This is a genomic window from Agromyces litoreus (assembly GCF_040496015.1).
Classification (GTDB): domain Bacteria; phylum Actinomycetota; class Actinomycetes; order Actinomycetales; family Microbacteriaceae; genus Agromyces; species Agromyces litoreus.
In genome coordinates this window covers 24,926-40,085 of the sequence record NZ_JBEPKA010000015.1, presented here as the reverse complement: position 1 = coordinate 40,085, position 15,160 = coordinate 24,926, and the positions used below count along the sequence as shown (strand labels likewise).

General features: G+C 73.1%; 13 protein-coding genes. 11 read left to right on the top strand and 2 right to left on the bottom strand.

What is annotated here, in order from left to right:
• The first annotated feature begins 120 nt into the window (after positions 1-120).
• The 4 genes from pta (at position 121) to ABME01_RS12000 (ending at position 5,543) form a co-directional block, all read left to right on the top strand.
• On the top strand, positions 121-2,289 hold the full coding sequence (gene pta, locus ABME01_RS12015; protein ID WP_353828653.1) for a phosphate acetyltransferase: 2,169 nt from the start codon (positions 121-123) through the stop codon (positions 2,287-2,289).
• Entirely contained in the window at positions 2,286-3,479 is a 1,194-nt protein-coding gene (locus tag ABME01_RS12010) for an acetate/propionate family kinase (protein ID WP_353828652.1), read from the top strand. The genes pta and ABME01_RS12010 overlap by 4 nt, the downstream gene beginning before the upstream one ends.
• A gap of 91 nt (positions 3,480-3,570) precedes the next feature.
• On the top strand, positions 3,571-4,164 hold the full coding sequence (locus ABME01_RS12005; protein WP_353828651.1) for an ArsR/SmtB family transcription factor: 594 nt from the start codon (positions 3,571-3,573) through the stop codon (positions 4,162-4,164).
• Positions 4,161-5,543: an MFS transporter gene (locus tag ABME01_RS12000; protein ID WP_353828650.1), complete on the top strand. Its 1,383-nt coding sequence runs from the start codon at positions 4,161-4,163 to the stop codon at positions 5,541-5,543. The genes ABME01_RS12005 and ABME01_RS12000 overlap by 4 nt, the downstream gene beginning before the upstream one ends.
• 7 nt (positions 5,544-5,550) lie before the next feature.
• Here ABME01_RS12000 and ABME01_RS11995 read toward each other — a convergent pair whose 3' ends face one another.
• On the bottom strand, positions 5,551-5,922 hold the full coding sequence (locus ABME01_RS11995) for a TraR/DksA family transcriptional regulator (protein WP_353828649.1): 372 nt from the start codon (positions 5,920-5,922) through the stop codon (positions 5,551-5,553).
• 202 nt (positions 5,923-6,124) lie between these two features.
• On the opposite strand from ABME01_RS11995, the gene ABME01_RS11990 reads away from it, so the two are divergent.
• The 5 genes from ABME01_RS11990 to ABME01_RS11970 all read left to right on the top strand — a co-directional run bounded on the left by ABME01_RS11990 (position 6,125) and on the right by ABME01_RS11970 (position 12,120).
• On the top strand, positions 6,125-8,446 hold the full coding sequence (locus tag ABME01_RS11990; protein ID WP_353828648.1) for a DNA polymerase III subunit gamma and tau: 2,322 nt from the start codon (positions 6,125-6,127) through the stop codon (positions 8,444-8,446).
• A gap of 3 nt (positions 8,447-8,449) precedes the next feature.
• The gene (gene recR, locus ABME01_RS11985; protein ID WP_353828647.1) at positions 8,450-9,046 is read left to right on the top strand and encodes a recombination mediator RecR; all 597 of its coding nucleotides are present in this window, start codon (positions 8,450-8,452) and stop codon (positions 9,044-9,046) included.
• 86 nt (positions 9,047-9,132) lie between these two features.
• Positions 9,133-9,486, top strand: a complete 354-nt coding sequence (locus ABME01_RS11980) for a nuclear transport factor 2 family protein (protein WP_353828646.1) — start codon at positions 9,133-9,135, stop codon at positions 9,484-9,486.
• Positions 9,487-9,615: 129 nt separating this feature from the next.
• The gene (locus ABME01_RS11975; RefSeq protein WP_353828645.1) at positions 9,616-10,890 is read left to right on the top strand and encodes an aspartate kinase; all 1,275 of its coding nucleotides are present in this window, start codon (positions 9,616-9,618) and stop codon (positions 10,888-10,890) included.
• A gap of 174 nt (positions 10,891-11,064) precedes the next feature.
• Positions 11,065-12,120: an aspartate-semialdehyde dehydrogenase gene (locus ABME01_RS11970; protein WP_353828644.1), complete on the top strand. Its 1,056-nt coding sequence runs from the start codon at positions 11,065-11,067 to the stop codon at positions 12,118-12,120.
• A 94-nt stretch (positions 12,121-12,214) separates the two neighbouring features.
• Here the strand turns inward: ABME01_RS11970 and ABME01_RS11965 are convergent, their stop codons facing one another.
• Entirely contained in the window at positions 12,215-12,850 is a 636-nt protein-coding gene (locus ABME01_RS11965; protein WP_353828643.1) for a MerR family transcriptional regulator, read from the bottom strand.
• A 51-nt stretch (positions 12,851-12,901) separates the two neighbouring features.
• Between ABME01_RS11965 and ABME01_RS11960 the strand changes: the two genes are divergently transcribed.
• On the top strand, positions 12,902-13,348 hold the full coding sequence (locus tag ABME01_RS11960) for a hypothetical protein (protein ID WP_353828642.1): 447 nt from the start codon (positions 12,902-12,904) through the stop codon (positions 13,346-13,348).
• Positions 13,349-13,486: 138 nt separating this feature from the next.
• The gene (locus ABME01_RS11955; RefSeq protein ID WP_436407431.1) at positions 13,487-14,917 is read left to right on the top strand and encodes a malate:quinone oxidoreductase; all 1,431 of its coding nucleotides are present in this window, start codon (positions 13,487-13,489) and stop codon (positions 14,915-14,917) included.
• The last annotated feature ends 243 nt before the right edge of the window (positions 14,918-15,160 follow it).

The window sequence follows — 15,160 nt, the reverse complement described above, 5'->3', positions numbered from 1 at the left end:
GGGGCCGGCGCGGCGCTGGGCCCGATCAGCATAAGCGAATACCGCTCGGGTTCTGAACCCGCGCACCGCGACGCGAGGCGTGTCCAGTGCTCGCCCAGTGCCCGTCGATAGGCTGGCCGAGTGGCGCACAGCATCTACATCTGCTCCGCCGAGGGCAACACCGGCAAGTCGACGGTGGCCCTCGGAACGCTGGACACGCTGAGCCGTCGGGCGACCAGGGTCGGCGTCTTCCGGCCGATCGCCCGCTCGACGCAGGAACGCGACTACGTGCTCGAGCTGCTGCTCGCGCACGACGGCGCGATCGAGCTCGACTACGACGACGCGATCGGCGTGACGTACGAGGACGTGCACGCCGACCCGGACGCCGCGCTCGCGACGATCGTCCGCCGGTTCAAGGCCGTCGAGGCCCGCTGCGACGTCGTCGTCGTCATCGGCTCGGACTACACGGATGTGGGCAGCCCGACCGAGCTGGCGTTCAACGCGCGCATCGCGGCGAACCTCGGGGCGCCCGTGCTCCTCGTGATCGGGGGGCGCGTGACGCAGGGCCGCGGGGCCAGCGAGCGCCTGGGGTACACCGACGCGCGCACGCCCGACGAGCTCGCCTCGATCACGGAGCTCGCGATCGAGGAGCTCGACCGCGAGCACGCATCGGTGCTCGGGATCGTGGCCAATCGGGCCGACCCCGACCGCCTCGACGACATCGTGGCGGCGCTGCGCGCCGCGTCCGGCGGGTCGTCCTCCGACCGCGGCGGGTCCGCCGGTGGCCGCGGCGGCGTCCGCGCCGCCGACCTCGCCGTCTGGGCGATCCCGGAGGACGCGTACCTCGTGGCGCCGTCGATGCGCTCGATCATGCGCGCCGTCGGCGGCACCCTCTACGCGGGCGATGCCGACCTGCTGGAGCGCGAGGCGCTCGGCGTGGTGGTCGCGGCGATGTCGATGGAGAACGTGCTCGCCTGGCTGACGGACGGCGCGGTCGTCGTCGTCCCGGGCGATCGCAGCGAAGTGCTGCTCGGCGTGCTCACGGCGCACGCCTCCGCGACGTTCCCCTCGATCTCGGGCATCGTGCTGAACGGCGGGTTCCCCGTCTCCGAGACCGTGGAGCGCCTGGTCGAGGGCCTGAAGTCGGGCCTGCCCATCATCCGCACCGAGCTGACCAGCTACGACACCGCGGTCGCGATCACGCAGACCCGCGGCAAGCTCGCCGCCGAGTCGCAGCGCAAGCGCGACACCGCGCTGGCGCTGTTCGAGAAGCACGTGGACGGGTCCGAGCTGCTCGATCGCCTCGACGTGGCGCGCACCGATGTCGTGACCCCGCTCATGTTCGAGTACGGCCTGCTCGCGCGGGCGCGCGAGGCGCGCAAGCACATCGTGCTGCCCGAGGGGTACGACGACCGCATCCTCCGCGCGGCCGCCACCCTGCTCTCGCGGGACGTGGCCGAGCTCACGATCCTCGGGGAGGAGATCGAGGTCCGCTCGCGCGCGATCGGCCTCGGCCTCGACATCTCCCGGGCGACCGTGCTCTCGAACCACGACCACGTCCTCGTCTTCCGCTTCGCCGACGAGTACCAGCGGCGGCGCGCGCACAAGGGCGTGACGCTGGAGCAGGCGCGCGAGACCGTCCAGGACGTGTCGTACTTCGGCACGATGATGGTCGAGCTCGGGCTCGCCGACGGCATGGTCTCCGGCGCCATGCACACGACCGCCCACACGATCCGGCCCTCGTTCGAGATCATCAAGACCCGGCCCGACGTCGACGTCGTCTCGAGCGTCTTCCTCATGGCGCTCGCCGACCGCGTGCTCGTCTACGGCGACTGCGCGGTGGTGCCCGACCCGACCGCGGAGCAGCTCGCCGACATCGCGATCTCGTCGGCGATGACGGCCGAGCAGTTCGGGATCGAGCCGCGCGTGGCGATGCTGTCGTACTCGACGGGCGAGTCCGGTTCGGGCGCGGATGTCGACAAGGTGCGTCAGGCGACCGCGCTCGTGCGCGAGCGGGCGCCCGAGCTCCCGGTCGAGGGGCCGATCCAGTACGACGCCGCCGCCGATGCGGCCGTCGCCCGCACGAAGCTGCCGGACTCCTCGGTCGCGGGGCGTGCGACGGTGTTCATCTTCCCCGACCTCAACACGGGCAACAACACGTACAAGGCGGTGCAGCGCTCGGCGGGCGCGGTCGCCATCGGCCCCGTGCTGCAGGGCCTGAACAAGCCGGTGAACGACCTCTCGCGGGGTGCGCTCGTGCAGGACATCGTGAACACTGTCGCGATCACCGCGATCCAGGCGGCGTCGTGAGCACCGTCCTCGTCGTCAACTCCGGATCGTCGTCCCTGAAGTACCAGCTCGTCGACGTCGCCGCGGGCGTGGCGCTCGCGTCGGGCGTCGTGGAGCGCATCGGTGCCGGGCCGGGGCCCGCGGCGCACACGGATGCCGCGGGCGCGACCACGCGCGAGTCCGTGTCGGTCGCCGACCACCACGCCGCGTTCGCGTGGATGCTGGAGGCGTTCGCCGAGCACGGCCCGTCGCTCGCCGAGCACGCCCCGGTCGCCGTCGGGCACCGCGTGGTGCAGGGCGGTGCGCGCTTCTTCGAGCCGACGGTGATCAGCGAGCTCGTGAAGGTCAACATCGACGAGCTGTCGGTGCTCGCCCCGCTGCACAACCCGGCGAACCTCGCGGGGATCGTCGCGGCGGAGCGGGCCTTCCCCGACGTGCCGCACGTCGCGGTCTTCGACACCGCGTTCCACCAGAGCATGCCGCCGGCGGCGTACCTCTACGCACTGGACCGCGACCTGGCGGAGCGGCACCGGATCCGCCGCTACGGGTTCCACGGCACGTCGCACCGGTACGTCTCGCGCGCCGCGGCGGCCCACCTGGGGCGTCCGGTCGAGGAGCTGAAGCTCATCGTGCTGCACCTCGGCAACGGCGCGTCGGCGTGCGCGGTCGACGGCGGCCGTTCGGTCGAGACGAGCATGGGGATGACGCCGCTCGAGGGCCTCGCGATGGGCACCCGGTCGGGCGACCTCGACCCGGCGGTGGTGCTGCACCTCCAGCGGCGCGCCGGGCTCGACGTCGACGGGGTGGACGACCTGCTGAACAAGCGCAGCGGCATGCTCGGCCTCGGAGGCCACGCCGACATGCGCGACCTCACCGAGGCGGCCGAGGGCGGCGACGAGCGCGCGGCGCTCGCGCTCGAGGTCTACGCGCACCGCATCCGCTCGTACGTGGGGGCGTACGCGGCCCAGCTCGGCCGCGTCGACGCCATCGTGTTCACCGCCGGGGTGGGCGAGAACGCCCCGCTCGTGCGTCGCATGGCCCTCGACGGGCTCGACGGGTTCGGCGCGAGCGTGGACCCGGAGCGCAACGCGGTGCGCTCCCGCGAGGCGCGGCGCATCTCGCCGGACGACTCGCGGACGGCGGTCCTGGTGGTGCCGACGAACGAGGAGCTCGAGATCGCCCGGCAGGCGCTCGACGTCGTCACCGGCTGACGTCGGGCAGCGCGGAGGGGCGTCCCGACGTCCCATCCCATGATGCACAAGAAGTGTTGCGCAAGAATTCTTGTGAATATAGCCTGAGCGCATGGCCGAGCCCGGACGACCTCCCGCCGACTCGAACGTGCACCTGCACGATCCGGGGCCGATGCGCGCGCTCGCGCACCCGACGCGACTGCGGATCCTCGGCATGCTCCGCATGGACGGTCCGGCCACGGTCGGGGCCCTCGCCGAGCGGACGGGGGAGGCCCCCGGCGCCGTGAGCTACCACGTCGCCACCCTCGCCAGGCACGGCCTCGTCCAGGAGGCGCCTGAGCTCGCCCGCGACCGACGCGAGCGCTGGTGGCGCGCCGCGCACGAGATGACGAGCTGGGATCCGGTCGAGTTCCGGGACGACCCGGCCAGGCACGCGGCCTCCGAGGCGATGCGGCGCACGGTGCTCGAGAGCTACCACGCCGAGCTGCTCGCCGCCCTCGCCGCCGAGTCGGCGCTGGAGCCGGAATGGGTCGAGGCCTCCGACTCGTCGGACGGGGCGGCGCAGCTGACGCTCGAGGAGTTCCGCGAGCTCGCCGCCGAGCTCGCCGTCGTGCGGGAGAAGTGGTGGGCGCGGGGTCGCGAGCCGCGCGAGGGCACGCGGTCGGTGCGCTGGATCACGCACGCGTTCCCGAGGGGCGGCACGTGAGCCGCACGCCCGAGGCGGTGCGCCCGCGGCGTCGGCGACTGCCGCTCGTCGTGCTCTACGCGGCGCAGCTCTGCTCGGTCGGCGGGAACGCGATCGCGCTCGTGGCGATCCCGCTCATCGTGCTGCAGCAGACGGGCTCGCCGCTCGCCGCCGGCGTCGCCGGCATCTTCGCGACCGTGCCCCTGGTGATCGGCGGAGCCCTCGGCGGGGTCGTCGTCGACCGCGTCGGCTATCGCGCCTCGAGCATCGTCGCCGACGCCGCCAGCGGCGCCACGGTGCTCGCGATCCCGCTCCTCGACGCGATGGGCGCGCTCTCGTTCGGCGCCCTGCTCGCGCTCGTCTTCCTCGGCGGCCTCCTCGACCCGCCGGGGGACACCGCGAAGACGGTGCTGATGCCCGACCTCGCCGCGCTCGCGCGGGTGCCGCTCGCGCGGGCCGCCGGCGCGCAGTCCGCGGTCCAGCGCACGGCCACGATGCTCGGCGCGGGCGCCGCGGGCGTGCTCGTCGCGTTCGCGGGGCCGATGGCGGCCCTCGTGGCCGATGCGGCGGGGTTCGCCGTCTCGCTGCTGCTCGTGGCGCTGCTCATCCCGTCGCGAGCCGCGACGGGTCCGGTCCATCGTCCCGGCGATCCCGATGGCGGCCCGGACGGCGCCGAACCGGCCGAGTGGGCGGCTCCGGCCACCGCGGGGTTCGTGGCGGGCGTCCGGTTCATCGCGCGGACGCCCCTCGCGCGCGCCGTCGTGCTGCTCGTGACGCTGACGAACGCCATCGACGCCGCCGGCCTCACGGTGCTGCAGCCGGTGTTCGCGGCGCAGGTCCTCGGCGACCCCGCCGCACTCGGCTTCATGCTCGGGACGTTCTCGGCGGGGGCGCTCGCCGGGGCGGCGCTGTTCGGGGCGGTCGGGCACCGCGTCTCGGGGCGGCTGGTGTTCGCCGCGTGCTTCGTGCTCGCCGGTGCGCCGCCGTATCTCGCGATGGCGCTCGGTGCGCCGATCGAGGCGCTGCTCGTGGTGCTCGCCCTCTCGGGCCTGGCCGCCGGCGGGATCAACCCGATGATCTCGACCGCACTCTTCACGGTGGTTCCCGACGGCATGCGGGCGCGGGTGTTCGGCGCGATCACCGCCGGCGTGGCGGCGTCGATGCCGATCGGCGCGGTGACGGCCGGAGCCTCGGTCGACGCGTTCGGGTTCGTCCCGGTCGCTGCGGTCGCGGGAGTGCTGTACGCCGTGCTCGGGGCGAGTCCGCTCGTCCTCCGGGCGTTCGACGGGCTCGCCGGTGCACGCTCGTCGGGCGCCGGCGACCGTGACCCGGGCGTCGCCGCGTCGGCGCCCGCCGAGGGACGCCAGCCGGCGGCCGCCGATCACCTGCGCGGGGACTGAGCCGGGGTCAGCGCACGAGTCGCGCGCAGTCGATGCAGTGCGTCGCGGTCGGACGCGCCTCGAGCCGCCCCACGGTGATCTTCGCGCCGCATCGCTCGCAGACGCCGTACGTGCCGTCCTCGATGCGCGCGAGCGCGCGGTCGATGTCGGCGAGCTCGTGCTCCACGTCGTGCAGCACCGCCGTGCGCTGCGACCACTCCTGGCTCATCGTCGGACCGTCGGGGTCGTGCTCGTCGTCGACGGATGCGTCGGATCTCGCCTCGCGCACCGCCGTGATGCCCTCGCTCTGCTCGAGCAGGCGCTCCTCGGCCTCCCGGCGCTCGATCAGCAGGAGCTCTCGGAATCGCTCGAGCTGCTCGGCTGTGCGGACCCCCGTCACGTGACCACCTCCGTCGTCGGTCACCGGCGCGGGACGGATGCGGGGTGCCGCGCCGATGCGGTCCCCCGATCCTATGCCCGGCCGCCGACACGTGGGCCGGGTCGAACGGCCCGGAGTGTCGCGCCGGCCCGCCCCGGGCAGCGGCAGCCCGCGACGCCGCGGAACCGGCCGCGGTGTCGGCGGCCGCGACTACCATTGACGGGTGGTCACCGCCCTCTATCGCCGCTACCGGCCCGAGACGTTCGCCGAGATGATCGGCCAGTCCCAGGTCACCGAGCCGCTCATGACGGCGCTGCGCACCGATCGGGTGAACCACGCCTACCTCTTCAGCGGTCCGCGCGGCTGCGGCAAGACGACCTCGGCACGCATCCTGGCGCGCTGCCTGAACTGCGCCGAGGGGCCGACCGACACGCCGTGCGGCGTGTGCGCGAGCTGCGTCGAGCTCTCGCGCGCCGGCGGCGGCTCGCTCGACGTGGTCGAGATCGACGCGGCCAGCCACAACGGCGTCGACGACGCCCGCGACCTGCGCGAGCGCGCGGTCTTCGCGCCCGCGCGCGACCGCTTCAAGATCTTCATCCTCGACGAGGCGCACATGGTGACGCCGCAGGGCTTCAACGCGCTGCTCAAGCTCGTCGAGGAACCGCCCGAGCACGTGAAGTTCATCTTCGCGACCACCGAGCCCGACAAGGTGCTCGGCACCATCCGCTCGCGCACGCACCACTACCCGTTCCGCCTCGTCCCGCCCTCGCCGATGCTCGACTACGTGCAGACGCTCTGCGACGAGGAGGGGGTGTCGGTCGAGCCCGGCGTGCTCTCGCTGGTCGTGCGCGCGGGCGGCGGCTCGCCGCGCGACACGCTCTCGCTGCTCGACCAGTTGATCGCCGGGTCCGAGGGGTCGACCGTCGGCTACGAGCGCGCGGTGGCGCTGCTCGGGTACACCCACGGTGCGCTGCTCGACGACGTCGTGGAATCGATCGGCGCCGCCGACGCCGCCCGCGCCTTCGCCGCGGTCGACCGGGTCATGCAGACCGGGCAGGATCCGCGCCGCTTCGTCGAGGACCTGCTCGAGCGACTGCGCGACCTGATCGTCGTCGCCGCGACGAGCGCCGAGACCGCCGGCGCGGTGCTGCGCGGCGTTCCCGCCGACGAACTGGCGCGCATGGCGACCCAGGCGACCGCGTTCGGTCCGGCCGAGCTCTCGCGCGTCGCCGACCTCGTGAACCAGACCCTCACCGAGATGACCGGGGCGACCTCGCCGCGGTTGCACCTCGAGCTCATGCTGGCCCGCGTGCTCGTGCCGTCGACCGACGAGTCGGAGCGCGGCGCCGTCGCGCGGGTCGAGCGACTCGAGCGTCGCGTCGGCGTGGCGAACGTCGCGGCCGCGCCGGCGCCCGCGGCCGCGCGACCCGAGGTGCGAGCGGAGGCCGCGGCCGCACCCTCGACGCCGCCGGCCGCACCCTCGACCGCCGAGCCCCCGCAGCCCCCGGCGTCGACACCCGGCCGCGCCGACGAACCGCCCGCGCCCGCGCCCGCGCCGACCCGAGCCGCCGACCCGACGCCGGCCCCCGCCCCGACGCACCCGGTCGGACCGGTGACGGTGGAGCAGGTGCGCGACGCCTGGCCCGAGGTGCTCGCCTCCCTGCAGCGCACGAAGCGGAGCGCCTGGATGGTGGCGTTCACCGCGCAGGTGCTCGAGTACCGCGACGACGACGTGCTCGTCCTCGGCTTCCCGAGCGAATCCGACATGGGCAGCTTCCGATCCGGGCCCACCGGGCAGAGCGTGAGCGACCTCCTCCGCGCCGCGATCGCCGAGGTGCTCGGCGTCCGCGTGAAGTTCCTCGGCCGCGTCGGCTCCCGGGCGGCGGCGCCCGAGGAACCGGGTGCACCGCACCCGGCGCCGTCGAGCGAGTCCGGCGGGTCGCCCGCGAACGCGGCCGCCGGGCGTTCGAGCGGCCCCACCCAGGCCGAGCCCGGCTCCGGCGGTGCGTCGTCCCGGAACTCGCCGCGCGACGGCGGAGGCGCCGGCACGCGTGCCGACGCGCCCGCAGGCCGCGCACCGGCGCCCGCGTCGGCGCCGAACGCGCCCGTGGACTCGTGGGCGACGGTCTCCATCCCGGCCTCCGACCCGACCGCGACCGAGTCGTCCGCGTCCGCCGCCGCACGGCCGACCGCATCGGCCGCGCAGCCGGCGGCCGCCTCCTCGCGGACGGCGCTCGCCGAGCGACCGGGGTCACCCGCCGTCGACGACGTGCCGCCGCCGGACGACGCCGACGCCCCGCCGCCCGACGACGAGCCCGACTTCGACCCGGGACCCGACCCCGGCGCCGGGCCCGTCGCGGAGGCACGGCCCGCATCGCGGGCGGCGACGACCGCACGCCCCGAGCCCGAGGCGGCCCGCGGCGACCGCCGCAGCGGCGCCCCCGCCATCCAGCGCTACGGCGAGGCGGTCGTCCGCGACCTCCTCGGTGCGACCTTCCTCGAAGAGGTCGAGTCGCCGCAGGCACGATTCGGCGAGCGGGGGTAGCGCGTGTACGAGGGCATCGTCCAGGAGCTCATCGACGAACTCGGCCGGCTCCCCGGCATCGGGCCGAAGTCGGCGCAGCGCATCGCGTTCCACATCGTCCAGACCGAGCAGTTCGACGTGTCACGGCTCGCCGAGATCCTCATCGAGGTGCGCGACAAGGTGAAGTTCTGCGAGATCTGCGGCAACGTGGCCGAGCAGTCCACGTGCTCGATCTGCCGCGACCCGCGCCGCGATGCGAGCCTCATCTGCGTCGTCGAGGAGGCGAAGGACGTCGTCGCGATCGAGCGCACGCGCGAGTTCCGCGGGCTCTACCACGTCCTCGGCGGCGCCATCAGCCCGATCGACGGCATCGGCCCCGACGAACTGCGGATCCGCCAGCTCATGCAGCGCCTCGCCGACGGCAGCGTGTCCGAGGTGATCATCGCGACCGACCCCAACCTCGAGGGCGAGGCGACCGCGACCTACCTCAGCCGGCTGCTGACCACGCTCGAGATCCGGGTCACGCGCCTGGCCTCGGGCCTGCCCGTCGGCGGCGACCTCGAGTACGCCGACGAGGTCACCCTCGGCCGCGCGTTCGAGGGCCGGCGCGCCGTCGGCTGAGCGCCGCCAGGCTCGACGAGCGGCGGTCGCGCCGCATCGGCGCCACCCGTTGACGGGTGTCGGCGGGCCGCACTAGAACGGACCCCATGAGCGCAGGAACCGAGTGGGTCGCCGGCTACGTGCGGGCGTGGGAGAGCAACGACGCCGACGAGATCGCGGCGCTGTTCACCGAGGACGCCGTGTACGAGTTCAGCCCCGACGACCCGGATGCGCTCCGCGGCCGGGAGGCGATCGTCGCCGGCTGGCTCGACTCGCGCGACGAGCCCGGCGACTGGTCCTTCGACTGGGAGGTGCTCGACGAGCGCGAGGACCTCGTCGTCGTGCAGGGCCGCACCGACTATCCGGCCGCGAAGCTCTACGACAACCTGTGGGTCATCCGCCTCGCGCCCGACGGCCGCGCGACGCGCTTCACGGAGTGGTACATGGAACGCGATCGCTGACGCCGCGCGACCGGGTGGCGCGGCGCCCGGGCCGTCACATGGCAGGGGGCGTATGCGCGTCGCCGTATGATGGACCTTCCGGCGCCGGGTGACCGTTGCCCCGGCCCAGACACCCCCGGGAGCGCCCACGTGAGCTTGATCGTGCAGAAATACGGCGGATCGTCCGTCGCCGACGCGGAGAGCATCAAGCGGGTCGCCAAGCGCATCGTCGAGACCCGCAAGGCGGGCAACGACGTGGTCGTGGCGGTCTCCGCGATGGGCGACACGACCGACGAGCTCATGGACCTGGCCGACGAGGTCACGCCCATCCAGGCCCCCCGCGAGCTCGACATGCTGCTGAGCTCGGGGGAGCGCATCTCGATGGCGCTCCTCGCGATGGCGATCAAGGCGCTCGGTCACGACGCCCGCTCGTTCACCGGCAGCCAGGCGGGCATGATCACCGATTCCGTGCACGGCGCGGCCCGCATCGTCGACGTCACGCCGGTGCGCCTGCGCGAGGCGCTCGACGAGGGCGCCATCGTGATCGTCGCCGGCTTCCAGGGCTTCAGTCGCGAGTCGCGCGACATCACGACCCTGGGTCGCGGCGGCAGCGACACGACGGCCGTCGCGCTCGCGGCGGCGCTCGAGGCCGACGTGTGCGAGATCTACACCGACGTCGACGGCGTGTTCACTTCCGACCCTCGCGTCGTGAAGCGGGCGCACAAGCTCGACCGCATCACGAGCGAGGAGATGCTCGAGCTCGCGGGCTCCGGCGCGAAGGTGCTGCACATCCGCGCCGTGGAGTACGCGCGCCGGCACGGCGTCACGCTGCACGTGCGTTCGTCGTTCAACAACAGCGAGGGGACGATCGTCTACGACCCCGAGCGCCTTCCCGAAGGAGGAGCCGTGGAAGAGTCCGTCATCGCGGGTGTCGCGATCGACCTGTCGCAGGTGAAGGTCACCGTCGTCGGGGTGCCCGACGTCCCCGGGGCCGCGGCCAAGATCTTCAAGATCGTCGCCAACACCAACGCCAACGTCGACATGATCGTGCAGAACGTCTCGGCGGCCGCGACGGGCCGCACGGACATCTCCTTCACGCTCCCGAAGTCCGACGGGGAGAAGGCGCTGAAGGCGCTCTCCAACGCCAAGGACGCCCTCGGCTTCGAGTCGCTGCAGTACGACGACCAGATCGGCAAGCTCTCGCTCGTCGGCGCCGCCATGCGCTCCGCGACCGGCATCTCGGCGCGGCTCTTCGAGGCCCTCTACGAGGCGGGCATCAACATCGAGATGATCTCCACCAGTGAGATCCGCATCTCGGTCGTCACGCGCGCCGACAGCGTCAACGACGCCGCGCGCGCCGTGCACCGCGCGTTCGACCTCGACGGCGACGACGACGCCGTCGTGTACGCGGGCACGGGGCGCTGACGACGAGCGGATGCCGCGCCCGCCCGGGCCACGCGCCATCCGCCCCCGGAGGGGTGCATCGTCGACGCACTGCCGGATTCCGCGGGAACGCTGCCAGTTCGCGCAGGAACGGATGCCGGGCGGCGCAGCCCCGCCCCCGGGTCCTGAATACTTGAGGTCGAGAGAGGAAGCACCATGGCACACGGAGTGAACATCGGCGTCGTCGGCGCCACCGGACAGGTCGGCGCGGTCGTTCGCCGGCTGCTCGAGGAGCGCGACTTCCCGGTCGCGTCGATCCGCTACTTCGCCTCGGCGCGGTCGGCGGGCACGACCCTGCCGTTCAAGGGCGAGGACATCGTCGTCGAGGACGCTTCGACGGCCGACCCGACGGGGCTCGACCTCGCGATCTTCTCGGCGGGCGCCACGCTCTCCAAGGCGCAGGCGCCGCGCTTCGCCGCCGCGGGCGTCACCGTCATCGACAACTCCAGCGGATGGCGCATGGACCCCGAGGTGCCCCTCGTCGTGAGCGAGGTCAACCCGCACGCGATCGACGAGGCGGGGAAGGGCATCATCGCCAACCCGAACTGCACCACCATGGCCGCCATGCCGGTGCTGAAGGTGCTGCACGACGAGGCCGGGCTCGAGCGGCTGATGGTCTCGACGTACCAGGCCGTCTCCGGCGCGGGCCTCGCGGGCGGCGAGGAACTGCTCGAGCAGGCGCGGGCGGCGGTGGCCCAGGACGCGATCGGGCTCGTGCACGACGGTGCCGCGGTCACGATGCCCGACCCGGTCAAGTTCCCCCGGCCGATCGCGTTCGACGTGGTCCCGCTCGCCGGGTCGATCGTCGACGACGGCGACCTCGAGACCGACGAGGAGAAGAAGCTCCGCAACGAGAGCCGCAAGATCCTCGAACTGCCGGGGCTGCGTGTCGCGGGCACGTGCGTGCGCGTCCCCGTCTTCACCGGCCACTCGCTCTCGATCCACGCCGAGTTCGCGAACCCGATCACGCCCGAGCGCGCCACCGAGCTGCTCGCCGAGGCGCCCGGGGTCGAGCTCAGCGACATCCCCACCCCGCTGCAGGCGGCCGGGAACGACCCGAGCTACGTCGGCCGCATCCGGCAGGACCAGTCGGCGCCCGACGGGAAGGGCCTCGTGCTCTTCGTCTCGAACGACAACCTGCGCAAGGGCGCGGCGCTGAACGCCGTGCAGATCGCCGAGCTCGTGGCCGCGAAGCTGCCCGCCTCGGTCTGATCGCCGAACCGCATCCCGACGGCCCGCCCCCGGAGGCGGGCCGTCGGCGTCTCCCGTGACCGATGCGACCGGATGGCGCATCGCCCGCCCCGGGTCAGCCGAGGTCGCGTCGCGCCGCGACGTCCTGGTGCGCGAGCCGCCGCAGCGCGAGCAGCACCGGCTCGTAGAGCGCGGTGCCGAGCACGGTGTACTCGACCGCCTCGTGCGGCTCGTCGGGGAGCCCGCCGAGGTCGAACTCGGCGATCTCATGGGCGTGCCGCCCGTACTCCCGCAGCCGTTCGTCGCCGATCGGGAGGCCGGCCGCCTCCGCGGCCTCGAGGGCGACCTCGAGCTGCGCCACCGCGGCGTACGAGGGGTCGTAGAGCTGGCCGAGGGCGGCGAGCGCGGCACGCGCCCGCGGATACGGGTCGGGACCCTCGGCCGCGGAATCCGAAGTGGCGGGTGGCAGCGCCGCGACCGCGCTGCCGAGCGTGACGTAGAGGTCGTCGCCCGGCTCGTCGACGAGGGCGAGGATCGTGCGTGCCTGCTGCACGCTGAGCCCGACCGGTCCGGTGAGCGCGCGCACCAGCCTGAGGCGCCGCACGTGCGCGTCGCCGTACTCGGCCTGGGTCGCGGAGGTCGCGACGCCCGCGGGGAGCAGGCCCTCGCGCAGGTAGTACTTCACGGTCGCGACCGGGAGGCCGGCGGTCGCGGCGAGGGCGGACATGCGCATGCGGGGCTCGCTTCCCATCCGAATTGGATACTGCTACTCTCCATTATTGGAGAGCAACACTATCCAATCATGCCGACCCACCCCGAGGAGCACGCCATGCCGTCCGCCATCGACCTCATCCTCATCGGAGCCCTCCTGCTCGCGCTCGTCACGGTCGAGACCGGCGGGATGTTCCTCGTGCGCGTCGTGCGCGGGCGCGTCCCGGTCAACGCCCTGCAGCAGGGCTTCTTCCGCGCGGGGCACGCGCATGCGGCGGTCCTGCTCGTGCTCTCCATGCTCATCCTCTCGGTGCTGCCGTACAGTGCGCTCGCGGGCGGATGGCTCTGGGTCGCGCGCCTCGGCGTGCCGGTCGCCGCCCTCCTCATGCCCGCCGGCTTCTTCCTCTCGGTCACCGGGCGCGACCCGCAGCGACCGAACCGGGCCGTGGCGCTGGTCTGGATCGGCGCGGTCTCGCTGACCGTCGGGCTCGTGACGGCGGGCGTCGGCGTGCTGGCGGGCGGCATCGCGGCCCGCTGACCCGGCTCGCCGACGCCGTTCGCCGGTGCGGCGTCCGCGGACGATGGGGCTGGTCAATGCGTACATCCGACCGCCCATACACTGGAACGCGTGAATTCCGAGGAAACCGTCGACGTCGTCCTGATCGGCGGGGGCATCATGAGCGCGACGCTCGGCTCCCTGATCTCCAGGCTGCAGCCCGAATGGAGCATCCGCGTCTACGAGCGCCTCGGCCGCGTCGCCCAGGAGTCCTCGAACCCGTGGAACAACGCCGGCACCGGTCACGCCGCCCTGTGCGAGCTCAACTACATGCCGGAGTCGGCCGACGGCACCGTCAGCGCCGCCAAGGCCGTCTCGATCAACGAGCAGTTCCAGGTCAGTCGGCAGTACTGGGCGCACCTCGTCGAGTCCGGCGCGCTCGAGGACCCGAAGACGTTCATCAACTCGACCCCGCACATGACGTTCGTGCGCGGCCGGGCGAACATCGAGTACCTGAAGAAGCGCGTCGACGTCCTGCGCGACGAGCCGCTGTTCCAGGGCATGGAGTACTCGGAGGACCTCGACACCATCGCCGAGTGGGCTCCGCTGCTGGCCAAGAAGCGCAACCCGAAGGCGAAGATCGCCGCGACGCGCATCGAGTCGGGCACCGACGTCGACTACGGCGCGCTCACCGTGCAGCTCCTGCGCGACATCGAGTCGCGCGGGGCGCAGATCCGCACCGACCACCAGGTCATCAACCTCACGCGGCTGAAGGACGGCACCTGGCGGCTCAAGGTGCGCAACCTCGTCGGCGGCAACCTCGAGACCGTGCGCGCGAAGTTCGTCTTCGTCGGTGCCGGCGGCGGCGCGCTCGCACTCCTGCAGCACTCGGGCATCCCCGAGATCAAGGGCTACGGCGGATTCCCGATCTCCGGCCAGTTCCTGCGCACGACGGACCCGAAGATCGTCGCGCAGCACCAGGCGAAGGTGTACGGCAAGGCCGCCGTCGGCGCCCCGCCGATGTCGGTGCCGCACCTGGACACCCGCGTCGTCGACGGCGAGACCTCGCTGCTGTTCGGGCCCTACGCCGGCTTCACGCCGAAGTTCCTGAAGACGAGCACCTGGTTCGACCTGCCGTTCTCGATCCGCCCGCACAACATCATCCCGATGCTGCAGGTGGGCCTGCGCAACTTCGACCTCGTCCGCTACCTCGTCTCCGAGCTGCTCGCCTCACGCGAGAAGAAGGTCGACGCGCTGCGCGAGTTCATGCCCACCGCCAAGTCGAAGGACTGGGAGCTCATCACGGCCGGCCAGCGCGTGCAGGTCATGAAGAACGACCCGGAGAAGGGCGGCGTCCTCCAGTTCGGCACCGAGGTCATCTCGGGCGCGGACGGGACGATCGCGGGCCTGCTCGGCGCCTCGCCCGGCGCCTCGGTCTCGGTGCCGATCATGCTCGAGGTCATGGGCAAGTGCTTCCCCGACCGCATGGGCGAGTGGGAGCCGAGGCTGCGCGAGATGATCCCGTCGCTCGGCACCACGCTCTCGGACGACCCGGACGCCGCGGCGGCCTCGCTCGCGCGCACCGCGGCCGCGCTGCAGCTGACCGACTGACCGGTCGAGGGCGGATGCTGCGGCATCCGCCCTTCCCCTGTGCGCGGTCGGCTGCTACGCTCGACCCCGCTATGAAGTGAGCACATCCCACCGTCCCGCGCCCGAGGCGCCGTCGACACCGGGGTGTGCGTCCACGCACTGATCGCGACCGTGCTCGCGCGCGCCCAGACGACGGCAGATGCCCGGCGGGACCATCACCCAGCCCCCGGGCCGTCGTCGCCGTCCACGTGCGCGGTCGGTCCG